This is a genomic window from Occultella glacieicola (genome assembly GCF_004353825.1).
Taxonomy (GTDB): Bacteria; Actinomycetota; Actinomycetes; order Actinomycetales; family Beutenbergiaceae; genus Occultella; species Occultella glacieicola.
Genome location: NZ_SMNA01000004.1, coordinates 257,993 through 276,954, shown reverse-complemented (window position 1 = coordinate 276,954; position 18,962 = coordinate 257,993). Strand labels below are relative to the sequence as shown.

Annotated in this window: 18 protein-coding genes; 10 read left to right on the top strand and 8 right to left on the bottom strand. The window is 71.5% G+C overall.

Annotation, left to right across the window (positions count from 1 at the left end):
• Positions 1 to 27: 27 nt before the first annotated feature.
• The 3 genes from EXU48_RS09180 to EXU48_RS09170 form a co-directional block, all read right to left on the bottom strand.
• A complete protein-coding gene (locus EXU48_RS09180) occupies positions 28 to 1,116 on the bottom strand; it encodes a LacI family DNA-binding transcriptional regulator (RefSeq protein ID WP_133107354.1) in 1,089 nt (362 codons plus the stop codon).
• A 64-nt stretch (positions 1,117 to 1,180) separates the two neighbouring features.
• Positions 1,181 to 1,870, bottom strand: coding sequence for a ZIP family metal transporter (locus EXU48_RS09175; protein ID WP_133107353.1), 690 nt, complete (start codon positions 1,868 to 1,870; stop codon positions 1,181 to 1,183).
• 53 nt (positions 1,871 to 1,923) lie between these two features.
• On the bottom strand, positions 1,924 to 3,771 hold the full coding sequence (locus EXU48_RS09170; RefSeq protein ID WP_133107352.1) for an ABC transporter ATP-binding protein: 1,848 nt from the start codon (positions 3,769 to 3,771) through the stop codon (positions 1,924 to 1,926).
• A gap of 120 nt (positions 3,772 to 3,891) precedes the next feature.
• Here EXU48_RS09170 and EXU48_RS09165 point away from each other — a divergent pair, with 120 nt between their 5' ends.
• Positions 3,892 to 4,452, top strand: coding sequence for a TetR/AcrR family transcriptional regulator (locus EXU48_RS09165; protein ID WP_235856927.1), 561 nt, complete (start codon positions 3,892 to 3,894; stop codon positions 4,450 to 4,452).
• 37 nt (positions 4,453 to 4,489) lie between these two features.
• Here EXU48_RS09165 and EXU48_RS09160 read toward each other — a convergent pair whose 3' ends face one another.
• The 3 genes from EXU48_RS09160 to EXU48_RS09150 are packed head-to-tail and all read right to left on the bottom strand — an operon-like array spanning position 4,490 to position 6,158.
• Entirely contained in the window at positions 4,490 to 4,909 is a 420-nt protein-coding gene (locus EXU48_RS09160; RefSeq protein WP_133107351.1) for an NUDIX hydrolase, read from the bottom strand.
• A gap of 11 nt (positions 4,910 to 4,920) precedes the next feature.
• Positions 4,921 to 5,556, bottom strand: coding sequence for a GNAT family N-acetyltransferase (locus EXU48_RS09155; protein WP_133107350.1), 636 nt, complete (start codon positions 5,554 to 5,556; stop codon positions 4,921 to 4,923).
• Positions 5,553 to 6,158 (bottom strand): TetR/AcrR family transcriptional regulator, encoded by a 606-nt coding sequence (locus tag EXU48_RS09150; protein ID WP_133107349.1) that lies wholly within the window; start codon positions 6,156 to 6,158, stop codon positions 5,553 to 5,555. Before EXU48_RS09150 ends, EXU48_RS09155 begins: the two co-directional genes overlap by 4 nt.
• Before the next feature lie 133 nt (positions 6,159 to 6,291).
• Between EXU48_RS09150 and EXU48_RS09145 the strand changes: the two genes are divergently transcribed.
• Entirely contained in the window at positions 6,292 to 7,029 is a 738-nt protein-coding gene (locus EXU48_RS09145; protein ID WP_165962744.1) for a nucleotidyltransferase domain-containing protein, read from the top strand.
• Positions 7,030 to 7,103: 74 nt separating this feature from the next.
• Here EXU48_RS09145 and EXU48_RS09140 read toward each other — a convergent pair whose 3' ends face one another.
• On the bottom strand, positions 7,104 to 7,778 hold the full coding sequence (locus EXU48_RS09140; RefSeq protein ID WP_133107347.1) for a suppressor of fused domain protein: 675 nt from the start codon (positions 7,776 to 7,778) through the stop codon (positions 7,104 to 7,106).
• A gap of 146 nt (positions 7,779 to 7,924) precedes the next feature.
• Here EXU48_RS09140 and EXU48_RS09135 point away from each other — a divergent pair, with 146 nt between their 5' ends.
• The 4 genes from EXU48_RS09135 (at position 7,925) to EXU48_RS09120 (ending at position 13,685) form a co-directional block, all read left to right on the top strand.
• The gene (locus EXU48_RS09135; RefSeq protein ID WP_165962743.1) at positions 7,925 to 8,434 is read left to right on the top strand and encodes a MarR family winged helix-turn-helix transcriptional regulator; all 510 of its coding nucleotides are present in this window, start codon (positions 7,925 to 7,927) and stop codon (positions 8,432 to 8,434) included.
• Complete coding sequence (locus EXU48_RS09130) at positions 8,431 to 9,690, top strand: MFS transporter (protein ID WP_133107346.1); 1,260 nt, start codon at positions 8,431 to 8,433, stop codon at positions 9,688 to 9,690. The genes EXU48_RS09135 and EXU48_RS09130 overlap by 4 nt, the downstream gene beginning before the upstream one ends.
• Positions 9,691 to 9,792: 102 nt before the next feature.
• Positions 9,793 to 10,848, top strand: coding sequence for an aminoglycoside phosphotransferase family protein (locus tag EXU48_RS09125; protein WP_133107345.1), 1,056 nt, complete (start codon positions 9,793 to 9,795; stop codon positions 10,846 to 10,848).
• A 74-nt stretch (positions 10,849 to 10,922) separates the two neighbouring features.
• Positions 10,923 to 13,685: an HNH endonuclease signature motif containing protein gene (locus EXU48_RS09120; RefSeq protein ID WP_165962742.1), complete on the top strand. Its 2,763-nt coding sequence runs from the start codon at positions 10,923 to 10,925 to the stop codon at positions 13,683 to 13,685.
• A 119-nt stretch (positions 13,686 to 13,804) separates the two neighbouring features.
• On the opposite strand, the gene EXU48_RS09115 is transcribed toward EXU48_RS09120, so the two are convergent.
• On the bottom strand, positions 13,805 to 14,587 hold the full coding sequence (locus EXU48_RS09115; RefSeq protein WP_133107343.1) for a DUF1206 domain-containing protein: 783 nt from the start codon (positions 14,585 to 14,587) through the stop codon (positions 13,805 to 13,807).
• A 226-nt stretch (positions 14,588 to 14,813) separates the two neighbouring features.
• On the opposite strand from EXU48_RS09115, the gene EXU48_RS09110 reads away from it, so the two are divergent.
• From EXU48_RS09110 to EXU48_RS09095, 4 genes are all read left to right on the top strand, one after another.
• Entirely contained in the window at positions 14,814 to 15,617 is an 804-nt protein-coding gene (locus EXU48_RS09110; protein ID WP_133107342.1) for a FadR/GntR family transcriptional regulator, read from the top strand.
• A gap of 167 nt (positions 15,618 to 15,784) precedes the next feature.
• Positions 15,785 to 17,074, top strand: coding sequence for an ABC transporter substrate-binding protein (locus EXU48_RS09105; RefSeq protein ID WP_235856926.1), 1,290 nt, complete (start codon positions 15,785 to 15,787; stop codon positions 17,072 to 17,074).
• Positions 17,074 to 18,045: a carbohydrate ABC transporter permease gene (locus EXU48_RS09100; protein ID WP_133107341.1), complete on the top strand. Its 972-nt coding sequence runs from the start codon at positions 17,074 to 17,076 to the stop codon at positions 18,043 to 18,045. Before EXU48_RS09105 ends, EXU48_RS09100 begins: the two co-directional genes overlap by 1 nt.
• A complete protein-coding gene (locus EXU48_RS09095) occupies positions 18,042 to 18,932 on the top strand; it encodes a carbohydrate ABC transporter permease (protein ID WP_133107340.1) in 891 nt (296 codons plus the stop codon). The genes EXU48_RS09100 and EXU48_RS09095 overlap by 4 nt, the downstream gene beginning before the upstream one ends.
• The last annotated feature ends 30 nt before the right edge of the window (positions 18,933 to 18,962 follow it).

Here is an 18,962-nt window from a genome sequence, read left to right as displayed (position 1 = left end):
CGAGCAGGGCAGGGTCGCAGCCGGCGGTCAGCCGGCCCGACGAACGGAGCCACGCCGGGTCAGGCGCGCGTCCACGAGGCGCAGCTCGGCGGGCACGTCGCCCTCGAGCAGGTCGAACAACCACGACATCGCGAGCCGGGACACGTCCCGGGGCTGCGGGGAGACCGCCGTGGGCGGAACCGGCTGGCCCTCGGCCTCGACATCGGTGCACAGGGACACCAGGTCGAGGTCACGGCCGGGCACCAGGCCACGCTGCTGCAGCGCGGCGCCGAGGTCGTGCGGGCTGTGCACCGTCAGCAGCCCCGGGTGCGGGCCGCCGTCGGGCCCGAGCACGGCATCGAGGAAACCCTCGACGCCCGCGCGGGTGTGCGGTGCGTCGATCCACCGCAGCGCGATCCCCCGGTCGGCCGCACGGGCCTGCGCATGGGTGCGGAACCGCGGGACGTAGTTGATGCCGAGACCGACCCGGTCCTGCGACCAGCCCAGCACCGCGATCTCCGGGCACCCGACGTCGGCGAGCTCGTCGACCAGCAACTCGGCGCCGGTCTCGAAGTCGAAGTCGATGCAGTGCAGGCCGGCCCGGTCTCCCGGCATACCGATGAAGATGACCGGCATCTCGAGCTCCCGGGCCATCGCCGCCCGGGGGTCGTCGGTGGTGATCTCCATGACGATCACTGCGTCGCACATCGCGCGCCGCTGCACCCGGGCGAGCCCGGCCGGGCCCTCCGCGGCGGTGAGCATCAGCACGTCGTAGTCACGCCCGCGGGCGGTCACGGCGATCTCCTCGGCGAACGCCATCAGTCCGCTGGCCGTCTCCGGGTTGTGGAACGGCACCACCAGACCGACGACATTGGTCCGATGTCCGGCGAGCGCCCGGGCACCCGCGTTCGGCTCGTACGTGAGCTGATCGATCGCCTCGAGGACGGTCCGGCGGGTCCGCTCCGAGATCGGACGCTTGCCGCTCATCACGTAGGAGACGGTGCTCTGCGAGACACCGGCCACCCGGGCGACGTCCTTGCTCGTCGGCGCCGGCCGGCCGCGGCGACCGCGGGGCGCTGCGACCGACGGGCCCACCGGGCCCGTCGCCACCCCCGCACGTTCGTCGTCGATACGCATCGACGATCATGGTAGGCGACGTGCCCCGGGCGTGACAAGCCCCCGACTGCCGGTCGCGACAGGCTCAGCCGCCGAGCGCGAACGCGACCAGGAACCCCACTGCCGTCGACAGGCCGACCCACCAGCCGCCGTCGCGATAGGCCTCCGGCATCAGCGAGTCGGCCAGCACCGCGATCGTCGCGCCGCCGGCGAACGCCTGGATGACCGAGATGCTCCGGTCGGAGATCGTGTCGCTGACGGCCCAGGCGGCCACGACGACCAGGGTCAGCAGGATCGCCGTCCCGGCCCACATCCAGAAGGCCCGCCGGATCGCGAACCCGTGCTGCTGGCGCATCGAGGCCGCACCGGCCATCGCCTCGGGCACGTTTCCCACGGCCACCGCGACCAACAGCACGATGCCACCCGTGCCCATCAGGCTGACCCCGAGCGCGGTGTTCTCCGGGATGCCGTCGAGCAGCGCGCCGAGCATCAGCGCCGGCCCGAGCGCGGCCGGGCCGAGCTTGCGCTCGATCAGCCGGTCGGCCAGTACATAGACGAGGGCACCCCCGAGCAGCGCCGAGCCGGCGATCACCATGCCCTGGCTGTCGAACGACGGCTGGAACAACTCGGTCGTGACCGCCGCGATCATGGTGCCCGCGCCGAACGCCATCATCGCCGCCAGGACCTTGGTCGGCAGGTCGTATCGCAGCCCGATCACCGCACCGATCAGCATCGGCACCGAGGTGCCCAGCCCGTACAGCAACGCCGTCAGCATCGCCCGATGATACGGCCGCCGGCCTGGGGACGGCGCGGCGAGCGGGACGCAGGTCAGGCCCCGGCCGGCACCCGCTCCTGCTCGTTCGGGTGGCCGATGGACGCGTCCAGCCGCAGCGCCGCGACGAGTTCGCGGTACAGCTCGTCGGTCTCGAGGAGCTCCGTGTGCCGCCCGATCGCCCGCACGCGACCGTGGTCGAGCAGGACGATCTGGTCGGCGTCGACGACGGTCGAGAGCCGGTGCGCGATCGTGACGACGGTCCCGGTGCGGGCCACCTCGCGGATCGCGCCGGCCAGTGCCGCCTCGGTGAGGCCGTCGAGCTGTGCCGTGGCCTCGTCGAGAAGCAGGATCTCCGGCCGTGCGACCAGCGCCCGCGCCACGGCCACCCGTTGCCGCTCGCCGCCGGACAGGTTGGAGGCGTTGACCTCGGTGTCCAACCCGTCGGGCATCGCCGCCACCCGCTCGGTCAGGCGGAGGGCGTCGACGGCGGCCCTGACCTCGCCATCGGCCGCGCCGGGCGCGGCGTAGGCCAGGTTCTCGCGCAGCGTGCCCGGCACGATCGGGGTGTCCTGCTCCACGTAGGCGATCCGGGACCGGATCCCGTCCGTGGTCCACTCCGCGTACGGTCGGCCGTCGAGCTCGATGCGTCCGTGCTCGGGGTGCAGGAACCGGAGCAGGAGCGACATGATCGTCGTCTTGCCGGCGCCCGACGGGCCGACGATCGCCGTGTGGCCACGACGCGGCACCGTCAGGCTGACACCGTCCAGCGCCGGGGCATCCGCCCCGCGGTAGCGGTAGGTGACCTCGTGCAGACGGAGTGCGGGCGTGTCCGCGACGACGCCCGACGTACCCCCGCCGTCGGCACCGTCGGTGTGGAGGTCGCGGGCGCCGTCGTCGTCGGTCTCCAGTTCCATGTCCTCGACGTCGCTGATCCGGGCGGCGGCCGCCAGCCCCGACTGCAGCGACGTCAGCGCCATCGTCAACAGCATGACCGGCATCATCAGCTGGAACACGTAGAGCAGGAACGCCACCAGGGTGGAGACCGTGATGGCACCGTCGGACACGCGCCACGCTCCCACTCCGAGCAGCAGCATCACGGCGAGGTTGACGCCCGCACCGGTGATGGTCCAGGAGATGTTCTCCAGCTTGACCGCGCGGATACCGCTGCGTGCCGACGCCTCGGCGTGCTCCGCGATCCGCGCGGTCTCACGCGACTCGGCGCGGGCGGACTTCACGGTCCGCAGCGCCCGCACCACCCCCTCGAGGCGGCCGCCCAGCGCACCGACGTGTTCCTGGGCCTCCTGCTGCGCCTTCGACAGCCGCGGCATGAGGGCGACCACGGAGATGCCGACGAGGATCAGGACGGCGACCGTCACGCCGAGCAGGACGGCGTCCAGGTAGGCCATCAGAACGATCGCGCCGACCAGCCCGATGATCCCGTTCACGAAGTTGACGACGCTCGACGTCGTCGCCTCCCGGATGAGCAGGGTGTCCGAGGTGACCCGGGTGACGAGCTCGCCGGGCTGGCGCGTGGTGACCTCGGGGACCCGGGCCCGCAGGAGGTGACGGACCAGGCCGGTGCGGGCCGCCAGGATGATCCGTTCGGCGAGCGTGCCGAGCATGATGCCCTGGATCAGGGCGACTGCGGATCCGGCCACGAGCAGGACCGCGAGGATCGTGATCGGCGTGCGCAGGGAGGCCGACATCTCAAGGCCGTCGAGCACGGCCTTCGTCACCAGCGGGGTGGCAAGTTCGGCCGCGGTGCCGAGCGCGCCGAGCACGAGGGCGACGGCGAGAACCGGCTTGTGCGGGCGGGCGTAGGCCCAGAGGATGCGCGCCTTCTCCGCGGTCGTGCGTTCGGTCGCCGCCCGGGTCCCGGTATCGGTCGCGGTGTTCGTCATGATCGCCCTCCATCCGCGGCGCCCCGATCTGGGGAACTGCGCCGACCCATTCTGCGACATCACTGTCGCATTTAGCAACAGCATTGGCGCACCTGCCCGATACGGCCTATCCTCGGCGTCGTGACGACGGAGCAGATCGAACGAGGCGCGCGCGCCCGTACGCGCGCCGCCATCCTGGACGCCGCGGCCGCCCTCTGGGCACGCGACTTCTCGGCACCGTTCGGCGCGATCGCGGAGCGCGCCGAGGTCAGCCGCTCCACGTTGCACCGGTACTTCGCCGACCGCCAGGCGCTGGTGGACGCCCTCCTGGTCGACTCCCTGGACCATCTCAACGGCGCCGACCCGGAGAGTGCATCCGACGAGGACCCGATGGACGCGCTCGAACGGCACCTGCGTGCCGGAATCGAGATCGGGGACCGGGTGATCTTCCTGTTCGCGGACCCGGACCGGTTCGCGGGGAACCCGAACTGGCCGGCCGACGACTCCAGCGAGGGGCTGACCCCGCTGCTGGACCGGGCCCGGGCCGAGGGCGCCATCGCCGCCGACATCCCGAACGCGTGGGCCGAGAACCTGTTCTATGCGGTCCTCTACACCGCCGCCGAGGTCAGCGCCGGCGACGTCCCGAGGCACATGGCCGCTGACCTCGCGGTGCGCTCGTTCCGACGGAGCATGGCCGGCTGAGGACGGGCCCGCTGGGCCACCCCGGGGGCCGCTCGCGTCAGAGCAGGCCGGCCATCGTCATCGCGGCGTCGACGAGTTCCACCGTGTCGAGGTCGGCGACCTCGTCCAACGGGACCCACCGGCACTCGTCGGTGCTGCCGTCGACCTCGTGGGTGAGCTCGCCGCCGACGATGTGACCGGCGTAGACGACGCGGACGCTGCGCAGTGGACCGGCGGGGGTCACCAGCCGGTCCGCGGCCGCGACGTAGTGGGTGTCGACACCGAGCACGCCGTCGAGTTCGACCCGGTAGCCGGTCTCCTCGAGGAACTCGCGGATCGCGGTCTCCTCAGCGGTCTCGAAGTCCTCCATGCCACCCCCGGGCAACGTCCAGCCGGACCGGCCGCCCTCGTTCCAGTGCGCGAGCAGCACGGCCTGCTCGCGCACGACGACGACGTAACTGGCAGCCCTGGTGTCCATGGACGCCGACCCTACTGCGGAGCACCGCCGGGGTCGCCGGTCGAGCCGACGGGCCCCTGCCCCCGCACCAGCCGCATCGACACGTAGGCGCTGAACCCGGCCCGCGCCGCCCCCCGGACGGCGCGCCTGCCGAACGCGGTGAACCCGAGCTTCTCGTACAGCCCGAGTGCGGGTGCATTCGTGTCCTTGATGTCGCGGAGCACGAACTCGTCGTAGCCATCCAGGGCCAGGAGGTGCCGCATCAGCGCGGTCGCGACGCCGCGGCCCTGGTAGGCGGGCGCCGTGGTCACGAAGCCGATCTCGAGGAGTCCGGGCCGGGCGCCGTCGTAGGCGCCCAGGAACTGACTGCGGAGGATGAGGTGGGTGATCGTGCCATGCACCAGCCCGAGGTGGCGTCGCAGCTCCGCGGCCCGGGGGCGCAGGACCTCCTGATCGCCCTCGGCCACGCACGCGAGGCCGGCCGGTTCGCCGTCGACCAGCGCGACGTACCAGCGGTCCAGGAGCAGCAGGTGCGCGAAGGCGTCCCCGAGCACCACCGGGTCCTTGGAGAAGTAGGCGAAGTCCTCCGCGAACCCGCGGACCCAGACGTCGGCGATCCGGCGCCGGTACGGCTCGCCGAGGACGTCGGCCCGCTCGACGGTGATCAACGGTCCCCTCCGGTCAGCGTTCGCAACACCAGGTCGGCGTCCGGCAGAGGCAGGTCGCGCCCGAGCGCGAGTCGAAGGGTGGTGAGCCCGGTGAGCATCGCGAAGAAGCCGACCGCAAGCCGGTCCGGGTCGCCGGCGCCGAACGCACCCTCCCGCTGCCCGTGCCGGACCAGCTCGGCGAATGCTCGCCAGAGCGCCTCGTGCGCCGACGCCAGCCGGGCCGTCGTGCCGGCCGGGGTGTCGCTGGTGAACCCTTGGTTGATGACCATGAAGAACTCGGCCTCGCCGTCGTCCCCCTGGAGGTCCGTCAGGTACGTCGCCGCGAACTCGCGGACCAGGTCGAGGGGCCGGCCAGGCTCCGCGAGCCGGGCCGCGGTCGCACTCAGCCCGATGGCCGCCTGGGTGAGGAGCTCGTCGAAGAGCTCGTCCTTCGTGGCGTAGTGGCGGTAGATCGACCCGGTGCTCAGGCCCGCCTCGGCCGCGATGCCGCGGATGCTGGCGGCCGCGAAGCCACGCCGGGCGAACTCACGGACGGCCGCGGTACGGATCGTGTCACGGGTGGCTGCGCGGATGACCTCGTTCTGTTCGACTGTGCGGGGCATGCGCCTACTCTCATTTTGAATGAACCGTTGTTCACCCTACCTCACCGGCGGACCGTACGGTGGGGCCGTGACGACAGTGCCCACACCGCCCTCAGTGCCATCGGAGCCGTCGGAGCCCACACCCCCAGGACGGATGCTCGACCTCATCGCCGACGGCATCGCCACCCGGCTCGGCGACGGCCTGCTCGGCCTCTACGTCCACGGCTCGTACGTGGCCGGAGACTTCGACCCCGCCCGTAGCGACCTGGACCTGCTCGCCGTGCTGCGCGACGTGCCCACGGCGACCACGCTGGAACTGCTGCGACCGCTGCACGCACGCCTCGCCGTCGACCATCCCGCCTGGGCGGACCGGATCGAAGTGGACTACCTCCCGACCGCGACGCTCACCACGCTGGCGGACCGCTCGGGACCGATGATCCGGATCAGCCCGGGTGAGCCGTTGCACCTGTTCGAGGCGACGCGGCACTACCTGCTGAACGTCGCGTTCGCACGTTCGACCGGGCGCTCGCTGCGCGGCCCGAGCCCGACGGCGGTGCTCCCGCCGGTCGATCGGGTCGCGGTTCTCGCGGTGGTGCGTGAGCACGCGGCGAGCTGGCCGGCGTGGGTCACGGACGCACGAGGGCGGCCGGGGGCGCAGGCCTACGCGGTACTCACCCTGTGCCGTGCGCTGCACCTGGTGACGGAGGGCACCCAGGTCTCGAAGCGCCGCGCCGCGGCCTGGGCAGCGGCGCGGCGGCTGGAGTCCGCCGAGCTGATCGAGTGGGCGACCGCGTGGTGGTACGACGGCGGCACGGTTGGGGCGCCGGGCCGGTTCGAGGAGGTGGCGACTCTCGTGCACTCGGTCAGCGCGGAGGTCGCCGCGCTCCCGTGAGCCGATCCGCTCCGGCGTCGCCGACCGTGGCCGCAGGCGTCACTCGGTCCACCGACCCAGGCGGCAGCGACCGGTCAGAGGAAGGACTCGGTCCGCGCCAGGTCGGTGACGAGTTCGGGTCCGGTGGCATCGGCCAGCCGGGCGGCTAGTTCGCGGATCCGGCCGACCGTGAGCGAGGGGTCGGCGAAGACCCAGTCGGACTCCGGCTGGGTGATGCCCACGAGTTGGAGGAAGTCGAGCCTGCCGTGCACCGTGTCCACGCCCGCGACCTCCGTGTCCGGCACCACCAGGAGTGACGTGAGCGCACTGCCGGAGCCGATACTGATCGGCGTGCCATTGCCGGCGACCGCCTGGTACGGCTCGAACCACCGGCCGGAGGTGAAGGTGTAACGCGCCAGGTTGCTCATCACGGAGACGGCCCAGCCGGCCTCCGGCTTGCCCGGCGCGGCGACCTTCATGGTCATCTCGTAACCCCAGCCGCTGCGATCGCCGCCGTAGTCCTCCGCGTCGGCATACAGCGAGCTCATGCCGTAGGTGACCACGTGCTGGTAGCCGTTCGGCGACGGGAACAGGCTGGCGCCGTCGAGGTACTCGTTGCCGCCGAACATCGCCCGGGCCGGCATCGACGTGGCCAGGTGCGGTGGCTCGACGCCCGGATAGACCGCGCCGAACGCGTCATCGATCGCCTCCCAGCCGGGAGCCCAATCGTCCTGCGCCTGCGCGCGCTGCACATACTCGTCCTTGGTCATCACGACTCCGAGACTAGATCGGGCACGTCGGAGGTGGAACGGGTAGCGCTGCCCGGGAGCCGAGGCCCCGCGCAACTCCACCGCGCTTCACTCGGCCGGACGCGGGCGAGCGCCCGACATTCCATGAGCGCTGTTATATTAGCGCTGTGACAACGTCGGACCCGACCCACGAGAGCCACTGGCTCGCGCTGCACCAGCTCCTGGCGGCCATGGACGCCGACATCGAGCACCTCTACCGCCAGCGCGGCATCGAGGGGGTGCGGCCGCGGTTCGCGTGGCCGCTGATCCGGCTCGCGCACACCGGTCCGCTGACGATCACGGAGCTCGCGACGGAGCTCGGCAAGACCCACTCCGCGATCAGTCAGACGGTCGCCGCCATGCGCCGCGAGGATCTGGTCGCCACCGAGCCGGGCGCCGACGCCCGCACCCGGCGGATCATCCTGACCGCCCGGGGCCGGAGCCTGGTGCCGTTCCTCGAGGCCGAGTGGCGGGCCACCGAGGCGGCGGTCGCCGAGCTGGAGACCGAGATCCCGTACCCCCTCACCCGGGTGGTGACCGACCTCGAGGCCGCACTGGCGACCCGGCCGTTCAGCGAGCGGATCGCCGCGCTGCTCCAGGCGCCCGACGACTCCACCGCCCGCCCCGAGCTGCCGTGAGCCTCGCCGACCGCCTCGTCGACATCCGGCCGCTGCGCTCCAGCCGCGCGTTCAGAGAACTGTGGATCGGGTCCTCGCTCGGCACGTTCGGATACCAGTTCGCGACGGTCGCCGTGCTGCTGCAGGTCTGGGAGCTGACCCACAGCCCGGTCTGGACCGGCGCGATCGGTCTGGTGAACGCGGTCCCGCAACTCGTGTTCGGGATGATCGGAGGCTCCCTGGCGGACGCCATGGACCGCCGGACCCTGGTCCGCCTGACCACCCTCGGCCAGGTGCTCGTCGCCGTCGGACTGAGCGCCCAGGCCTTCCTCCGGCTGGACTCGATCTCGGTGCTGTTCGTGCTGGTCGGACTGGCGTCGACGTTCAACGCCCTCGGCTCCCCCGCCCGGCGCACGTTCCCGGTCCGGCTCCTGCCCGCGGACCAGGTCGGCGCCGGTCTCGCGCTGCAGTCCCTCGCGTTCCAGGCGTCGATGCTCGTCGGACCGGCACTGGCCGGCCTGGTCCTGGCCCGGTGGGGGCTCGCTCCGACCTATCTCGTGCAGGCCGTCGCCGGGTGCGCGTCCCTGGTCGCCGTGATCCGGCTTCCGGCCATGCCGCCGCTCGGCACCGTCGCGCGCGCCGGCCTGCGGCAGAGCATCGACGGGCTGCGGTTCATCCGCACCCGGCCCGCGCTCTGGGGGTCGTTCGCCACCGACCTCGCCGCGACGCTGCTCGCCATGCCGGTCGCGCTGTTCCCGCTCATCAACGAGGAGCGCTTCGGGGGCAACCCGCAGACCCTCGGCCTGTTCCTGTCCGCGATCGCGGTCGGCGGGATCGGGGCCGGCCTGCTCTCGGGCACGGTGACCCGCGCCCGGCGCGCCGGCCTGATCCAACTCTGCGCGGCTGCGACCTGGGGCGTCGCGCTCGCGGTGGTCGGGTTCGCCCAGCCGCTGTGGCTGGTGTTCGCGGCCCTCGTGGTGGCGGGCGCGGCGGACACCGTCTCGGTGGTGACCCGCGGCGCCATGGTCCAACTGGCGACGCCGGACTCGCACCGCGGCCGCGTCTCGGCCGTCGACCACATCGTCGGCGTGGGTGGGCCCGAGGTCGGCAACTTCCGGGCGGGTATCGTCGCGGGCCTCACCTCGGCCCCGGTCGCGCTCATCTCCGGCGGCCTGGCCTGCGCCGCCCTGGTCGGCCTGATCGCCGCGACGAATAGGCCGCTGCGCTCGTTCACGATCGAGCCGGCCACGCTGCCCGAAGAGGTGGAGGCCCGGTGAGCGACCCCGACCTGATCCCGGACGACCCGCGTGAGGAGACCGAGGCCCGGTGAGCGACCCCGACCTGATCCCGGACGACCCGCGTGAGGAGACCGAGGCCCGGTGAGAGATCCCGACCTGATTCCGGACGGCCTGCGTGAGTCCGTCACCCGGCACGTCGCCGACCCCGGCCTGCCCGACGGTGCCACCTGGCTCGCCACCCTCCCTCGCCTCGTCCCAGAGGTGCTCGGACACTGGCGGCTGCGCCGCGACGGTCCACCAGACCCCACCGGGCCGACAGGCTCGGCGCGCCCGAGAGTGCCGGCAGATCCGGTAGACCCGACGGGCCCGACCGACCCGACACCTGCGACATCGCCGGCCGGCACGGCGTGGCACGGCTCGTCCGCGCTCGTCCTACCGGTCCGGCGCACGGACGGTACACCCGCCGTGCTGAAACTGGTCTGGCCGCACGCCGAGGGCCGCACCGAGAGGCTCGCGCTGCGCACCTGGGACGGCGACGGCGCCGTCCGCCTCCTCGCCGCGGATCCGAGCCGCTGGGCGCTGCTGCTCGAACGCCTGGAGGTCCGCGACCTGAACAGCGAGAGCGTCCTTGACGCCGCCGAGGAACTCGGCCGAATCGCCGCCCGACTGGACCGGCCGGCACCGCCGTGGGCACCGCGACTCTCGGAACACCTGCGCACCCTCGTGGCGGACATCGACGCACTCCGCACCCGGGACGCCCGCGGCCACACCTTCCCCAGGCGACTGCTCGAGGCCGGCCGAGCCCTCGCCGTCGACCTGGGTTCGGAACCCGACGTCGACGCCCGACTCGTGCACACCGACCTGCACGCGGGCAACGTGCTGCGTCGGACCGATCCGGCCGAATGGGTCGCCATCGACGCAGAGGTGATGGCGGCGGACCCGGCGTTCGTCCTCGCGCCACTGCTGTGGGACCGGTGGGAGCCCGCCCGCAGCGCCCACGACCTGCGTGCCCACCTCCAGCTGCGACTGGACGTTGCCTGCGCCGCCGCCGGACTCGACTACGACCGTGCGCGTGCGTTCGCCCTGGTGCGGTGCGTCCGGAACGCCATCTGGGAGTTGGACGCCGTCGAACACCCGGGCACCGCGGCAGCGATCACCCAGGCCGTCACGATCATCAAGGCGCTGCAGTCACCCTGACGGGTCATCGCCGATTATCCCCAGCCTGCCGGACAGTCTCCCCAATGTCGGCGGGCGCGGGTAGTGTGGTACACATGTTCGAATCGAGCGGTCAGGCGGCCGCCCCGGCGGCGATGCCGGGGTCGGGGTGCTGCGCGAACTGCACCTCCCTCGACCATGCGCTTGGGGAGCCGGCGCGGGTGATCGACTATCGCAAGCTGACCGAGTCCGCCCGGGCCGCGTTGAGCCCGCAGGACCTTGCCGACCTCGAGGCCTACGAACGATCCATGGCGCTCGAGGACTGGTACGCGGAGTTCCTTGACCCTGATGAAGGGGCCTTCTTCGATCCCGACCTTGACACGATGGACGTCGCCGAGGACAGCGGGACGGGCATGCCCGAGGCCGCTTCCGTACCCACCGTCGACGTCGCCGAGGACGGCGAGACGGGCGTGCCCGACGCCACGTCCGGAGCCACCGTCGACGGCGCTCGAGGAGGTCGGGGCCGATCCATGGTCAACGGTGCTCGCCCCTTGGATGCCCCAGTCCCGGCGGCGTCCGGAGCATCCCGTGCGGCCGCTCCGTGGGACCCGGACGGACTGCCCTCGGTGGACCCGACGAGGCTTGCTGCGCGACCGGTCGACGGGTTCATGGTCGACGAACTCGACCGCTCGGACCTGACCGACTTCGACGAGTTCGAACTGGTCGACGCGTTGGCGTGCTACCAGCGCCTTGAGGCGGCTGCCGCTGCCGGGCTGCGTCACGTGGCTGCGGAACTGGCGTCGCGGGCGTCGATGGTGATGACTCGCCCTCGCTCGGTCGGTAAGCAGATCGTGTTCCGGGAGTCCTTGGCTGCCGACGAGATCACGCCGAAGCTCGGATGCTCGAAGTTCGAGGCGAACCGGCTCGTGCGTGTCGGTCAGTTGCTGGACACGATCGCAGCACCCACCGGCGACGCCCTCGCCGCCGGACTCATCGATGCCGGCAAGGCCGACGTGATCGCGATCGCGGTCGCGGTCCTGGACGGCGAGGCCGCGTTCGAGGTACAGGACGAGATCCTGCCCAAGGCCACGTCCTGGCCGAGGTCGCGGGTGGCACGGGAGGTTGCCAAGCTCGTCGCCGCCGCCGACCCGACACAGTTCAACCAACGCGCCGCGATCGCGAGCACGCGCCGGTACGTGGGCAGGGCCCGGGTGGACACCGACGGGATGGCCAGTCAGTCGATCTATTGGCCGACGGCCGATGCCCTGGCCATGGACCTGCTCCTGGACAGCGCTGCCGCCACCGCGAAGGCTGCGGGGGACCTGAGGACCCTCGAACAGTTGCGGGCCGACGTGCTCGCCGACATCATCGCCCACGGTCTCAACGTCGGGAAGGTCGCCGACCTGGCCGGCTTCACGTTCCATCTCCAGGTCGCGCCCTGCACCTGCGCCGACGGCCGGGAGCACCACACCTGCGGCGCACGTGGTGACGGCGGTGAACACACCGACGACGGCCCCGAGCCCGACGCCGGCACGGTCGCGGGCACCGGTGCCGGCACGGGCGACGCCACAGGCGATCCCAGCGAAGCCACGGGCGATCCACGCGATCCCGGCGGGCACTCGTCAACGCCCACTCCGACGGCCGCGCCCTCCGATTCGGCCACCGCAGCCCGGTCCGATGGGAGTCAACCCGGCGCCTCCCCGGCCATCTCCGGGACCCGCGTGCGCCAGGACGGCTCGGACGCCAACGGCTCGGGCACCCACGGCACCAACGGCACCAACGGCACGGGTGTGCCGCGGCCCAGCTCGGTTGAGTCGAGTGGCACGCAGGGCCAGGCGGACGCCGCGTCGGAGACCGTCTCGACGGACCTCCGCCCGTCGCCGGCGGACGCTGGCACTCCGACGGTCGGCGGTGGCCCCTCGCCGGCGGGCGGTTTCCTAGGGTCGTGGGATGGGGCCGACACCGGGTCCGACCCGCGTGTCTTCAACCCGGCCGTCGACCGCGGCCTCCCGCGAACCTGGCCGGTCGGGGTCCTCGGCGGGCGCCGGGCGCAGATCCTGGTCCGCGTTCCGCTCTCGACTCTGATGGGCGGGGACACCCCGGCCGACATCGAGGGCCTTGGCCCGATCCCGGCCGAGGTCGCCCGCGCGTTCGCGGCCGGCGGTAGCTGGCGGCGGCTGGTCACCGACCCGATCACCGATCGCGTCGTCGACTACGGCACCACGCGGTACAGCCCACCTCAGAACATGACCGACCGGGTCAAGGAGAACGAGCCCTACTGCAGCACGCCCGGGTGCGGCGCCACCGCGCGGATGACCGAGCTCGACCACCGCATTCCGTTCCCCGAGGGACCCACCAGCGATGCGAACCTCGATCCCAAGTGCCGACGCTGCCACCTGATCAAGACCCACGGCGGCTTCACCGACGAGATCGACGCCAAGGGCAACCGGTTCTGGCGGACTCCGACCGGCCACGTCTACATGCGCACCCCCAGCGGAACCATCACCGAACTCGCACGCTCCACCGAGCCGGGCGGCGCCTCCGTGCAGCGCGGCACTGGCACAACCGACCCCCGCGGCACCAGCACCAACGCCACGAGCGCGAGCACGAGCACGAGCACCAGCACGAGCACAGGCACAGTGGCAGGCACAGGCACAGGCACGAGCACAGGCACGAGCACGAGCACAGGCACGAGCGCGGGCACGAGCAGCAGCACCGACAGCACGAGCACGAGCAGCAGCACCGACAGCACGAGCACGAGCAGCAGCACCGACAGCACGAGCACGAGCCGCGGCGGTGCCGACACCGGCTCCGGAACGAGCGGGACCGGACCCACCTATCGCGCCGCCCCTGACCCGGACGAACCACCACCGTTCTGAGCCGGACGCGAGCGAACGCCCACCGTCAACCGAACTCACCCCGAGCACGACCGTCAGGGCCGCCTCAGGAGCGAGCGGATGACACTGCGACGACGGAGCCGGCGCACGTCGAGGCTCGCTCAGACCTTCGCGTACCGCGCCCGGCCGAAGGAGTACACGCCGTAGAGCACGATCCCGAGCGCCACCACGGTGAGCAGCACCGACCCGAGAGGCAGTTCGAGCACGGACCGGAGTGCACCGTCGAGGCCCTGCGCCTCCTCGGGGTCGGCCTGAACGGCGGCCACCACGAAGAACACGCCCACCAGGGCCAGGGCGATCCCCTTGGCGATGTACCCGAGCCGTCCGGCCCGGGTGATCCATCGGCCCGGGTTCGCGCGCAGGTCCTCTAGAAATTTTGCACGAGCCCCTTTCACCACGTGATGGATACCGACGCCGATCACGACCGCCCCGACCACCGCCACCAGGACCCGGCCGAACGGCTGGGCCATCAGGGTGCCGGTCAGGCTCGAGGTCTGCGCGTCCCCGCCGCCGGACGAGCCGCCCGCCGCGATCCGCAGTGCGGTGCCGGCGAGGACCAGATACATCACGGCCTTGCCGAGGCTCTTGACCTTGTCCTTCGCCTCATCCGCGCCTACCAGTTCGGTGATCTGCCAGAGCCCGAGAAGCACGAACCCGGCCGTGACCACCCAGAGCAGCACGGCACCGACCGGCGTTGACCCGAGCTCGGCGAGCGCGCCGGACTGGTCGGCCGAACCGGACCCACCGCCCCAGGCGAGCCGGAGCGCGATCCACCCGATCAGCAGGTGCAGGACGCCGCTCGCGGCATAGCCGACCCGTGCACCGGTACGCACGACGGGATGGTCACCGGCATCGGATGCCGCGTTACGGACGGATTCACTCATGCGCCCAGCCTGACATCGAGATCCGACGCTCGCGATCCGGCACAAGACCTCCGGACCCACCCGCAGCGCCTGGAGGTCGCCACACCCTCGAGACCGTCGATTCGTACCCGTGGTCTCGAGGGCTTGGCACTTGCACGCCGCCCGGTGCCGGGCCAGTCGAGCCGGCCCAGGAGACCCAGACCCACCGACGCTCTCACGCCCTGACCGGTCCGCGTATCCTCGTCGCATGCCCACCCCACCGAGCCCGCCCGTGGCCGAGCCCTCTCCGGGCCCGCCGCCGGTGAGCGCGACCGGGCACCGCGGCCTCCTCACCGAACGCATCGCGCGCGAACTCGAGCAGGACCTCCGCGCCGGTGCGATCGCCGTCGGCACGAAGCTTCCCTCGGAGCGGGAACTCGCCATCCAGTTCGGAGCCAGCCGCGGGGTGGTCCGCGAGGTGTTGCGCCGCCTGGAGGCCCAGCACCTGATCGAGGTCGCGCCCGGGCGCGGCTCGTTCGTGGCCGAGCAGTCGTCGGCCCAGGCCCGCGGGTACGACGGGCTGTACCGGGCCGAGCGGCCGACGGTGCGGCAACTGATCGAGGCCCGGATCCCCCTCGAGGTCGAGATCGTCGGTCTCGCCGCCGAACGCGCGACCGAGGCGCACCTCGAGGCCCTCGCCGAGATCAACGACCGCATCGAGTCCGCCACCGACGTGATCACCAAGGCCCGGGCGGACGTCGAGTTCCACGACGCGATCGCACTCGCCAGCGGGAATCCGGTGCTGCGCGTGATGCTCTCCTCGATCAGCGGCCTCATGTTCGAGATGATGCTCCGGTCGAACTCCGACCCCGCGATCTCGGAGCCGGGCGTACCGCACCACCCGGAGATCCTCGCCGCCCTGCAGGCGCGGGACTCCGACCGCGCCCGGCGGTACATGCGCGAGCACCTCGCGCTGGGCTTGCGCACCTACGGCACGGACCTGGACGTGAGCCTGGACGTCATGGCCACCCGGCACATCGAGACCCTTCTCGGTCGGGACTCCTCGCGCTGACCAGCGTCTTTGGAGACCAACGGATTCCCTGTTAGGTTCCAACTGGTCCTACCAGTTGGACCAGTTGGCCGTAGCGGTCCGACAGACCCTGGAAGAGAGCCCTACGCATGACCATGCCATCGAGCCGGCCATCGAGCTGGCGCGCTCACGGCACGCCCGCGCACGTCGTGAGCCGCAGGTCCTTCGGCGCGCTCGCCGCGGCCGCTGCCGGCGCCGCGACCCTGAGCGCCTGTTCGTCCGGCCCGCGCACCGCGGACCCGAACGCTCCCCTGCGGATCATGGCGATCAACCACGTCTGGTCCCAGGCGATCGCCGAGTACCTACCCGAGTTCGAGGAGCAGATCGGGCGGCGCGTCTCCATGCGCCTGCTCACCGCCGATCAGCTCTCGAACAGTTACAACGTGAAGCTCAACGCCTCCGCCACGGACATCGACGTGATGATGGTCAGGGCCTTGCAGGAGCAGATCCTGTTCACTCGCAACGGCTGGCTGGCGGACCTGACCGACCGGGTCGAGGGCGACGCCGCGTACGACTGGGCCGACTTCCAGGAGGCCCCCCGCGAGCGTTCGATCACCGCCGGGACCGTGGTGAGCGTTCCGATCGTCACTGAGCGGCCCGCCCTGTACTACCGCAGGGACCTGCTCGAGGACTTCGGCGGCGCCCCCGCCACGCTCGACGAGATGCTCGAGATCTCCCTCGAGCTCGCGGACCGCAACAACGGGTTCTTCGGGTACGTCGGCCGCGGGCAGCGCTCCGGCGCCGTCACCCAGTGGTCCAGCTTCCTGTACTCCTTCGGTGGCGACTTCACGATCGACGGCGAGTCCGGCATCGGCACCCCCGAGGCGATCGCCGCGTACGAGTTCTACGGCCGGCTGCTCGCCGAGACCGGACCGCCCGGGGTGACGAACATGAGCCTCGAGCAGGCCATGCCGATCTTCGCGCAGGGCAAGGCCGCGTTCTACATCGACGCGGACGCGATCTACTCCAACTTCCTGGACCCGGGCATCTCCACGGTCATCGACACCGTGGGCTTCGCGCCGTTCCCGGCCGGCCCGGCCGGGTCCGTCCCGCACAACATCCCGTCCTGGAGCCTCGGCATCAACAGGTTCTCGCTGCTCCAGGACGACGCCTGGGAGTTCATCCGGTGGATCTCCGGGCCCGAGATGGTCGCCCGGCTGCAGGCGGGCGGCATCCCCGGCGCCCGCCAGTCCGCCTGGGACGACCAGGCCACGCTCACCTCCTTCCCCGAGGACCTCGCCGAATCCATGCGGGTCAACGCCGAGAACGGCAAGGGCACCGACCGCCCCGACGTGATCCAGGTGGGTCGCGCCCGCGACATCGTCGGCAGGCCGCTGGTCGCCGGGATCACGGGTGCGTCCGTGCCGCCGGTCGCTGCCGACGCGGACTCCGAGTTCTCCGACTTCCTCATCCGTGACAACCGCCAGCGGGAGTTCTGATGCCATCCCCCACCGTTGCCGAGACCCCGACCGCGACTCCCGGGCCGCCCGCCCAGCGCGCCACGACCCGCAGCGGCCGGACCGCGCTCACGTTCGAGCAGGCGAACCGCCGCCTGAAGTGGGCGCTACTCACCCCGTCGCTCGGCTTCGTCGCCCTGATGATCATCTTCCCGCTGCTGTTCACCCTGAACCTCAGCCTCACCGATGCGTTCGGCGCGGTGAACGCCAACAACGCCTATATCGGCCTGCAGAACTTCATCGACGCGCTCACCGACACCCGCCGGTTCTGGCCGGCCGTATGGCGCACCGTGTACTTCACGGTCGGCGCCGTGCTGCTGCAGACGGTGCTCGGCCTGGCGCTGGCGATGCTCATGCGCAAGGCCTTCCGCGGCATGGAGATCGTCCGCACCATCCTGATGGTCCCGCTGCTGGCCACGCCGGTCGCGATCGGCATCCTGTGGCTGCTCATCCTCGACCCCACGAACGGCATCGCCAACCACCTGCTGGGCTTCGTCGGCATCCCGCCGCAGGAGTTCCTCGGCTCGGTCAGCCAGTCCTTGCCCACCCTCATGCTCATCGACGTGTGGCAGTGGACACCGATGATGACCATCCTGCTGCTCGCCGGGCTGTCCACGCTGCCCGAGGAGCCCGAGGAGGCCGCCCTGATGGACGGGGCCAACGCCTGGCAGCGGTTCCGCTACATCATCCTGCCGATGCTGCGGACCACACTGCTGACCGCCCTCGTGCTGCGCGGCGTCGACGCCCTCAAGACGTTCGACATCATCTACGCCACGAAGGGCCCCGGCGGCGGCTCCGGGTTCGAGGCCGAGACCCTGAACGTGTACGCGTACGGCCTCACGTTCGACTACCAGGAGTACGGGCTCGCGTCGGCCGTGCTGGTGCTGTTCACCATCTTCATCGTCGCCATCGTGGTGCTGCTGCGCCGCCGCACCGGAAGGACCTCCGCATGAGCACCGTGACCACCGTCGGCGCACCTTCCGTCTCGTCACCCACGAAGCGCCCGACGGCGGCGCGTCGCCGCCGCGGTCGGCGTCGCCTCTGGTCGTGGTTGCGTGGCGTCACGATCGCCGTGGTCTGCCTGCTCGTGGCGCTGCCGATCATCTGGATGATCGCGGCCGCGTTCAAGACGAACGTGCAGGTCACCGACCCGAGCGTGGGCCTGGTCTTCTCCCCCACCCTGGAGAACTTCCGGAACGCGTTCGCCGACGGCGCGATCCTGGGTTCGATGCTGAACTCGCTGATCGTGGGCGTGCTCTCCACCGTCCTCAGCGCGATCCTCGCGGTGCCCGCCGCGTGGGCCGTCGGCCGGTTCTCGATGGGCCGCACCGGCTCGCTGGTGCTCGTGGCCCGGATCGTGCCCGCCATCTCGTTGCTCGTGCCGTGGTACTACCTGTTCGCCCAGATCGGACTGGTGGGCAGCTACACCGTGCTGGTGCTCAGCCACATGTTCGTGGCGGTGCCGCTGATCCTGTGGATCATGATCGGGTTCTTCGAGGGGCTGCCGATCGAACTCGAGGAGGCGGCGCGCACCGACGGGCTCAGCGCGTTCGGCTCGTTCCTGCGGATCGCACTGCCGCTGGCCGCCCCCGGCACGGCCGCCGCGGCCGTGCTCGCGTTCATCGGCAGCTGGAACAACTTCATGTTCGCGCTGATCCTGGCGGACGAGAACACCCTCACGATGCCGGTCACGTTGTTCAACTTCATCTCCTACGCCAGCACCGACTGGGGTGGCCTGATGGCCGCCGCCACCCTGATGACCGTGCCGGTCATCCTTGCCGCCATCTTCGGTCAGCGCTACCTCGTCGCGGGCCTGACCGCCGGCGCGACCAAGGGCTGACCCGACCCACCCCGATCCCACCCCTCCGAA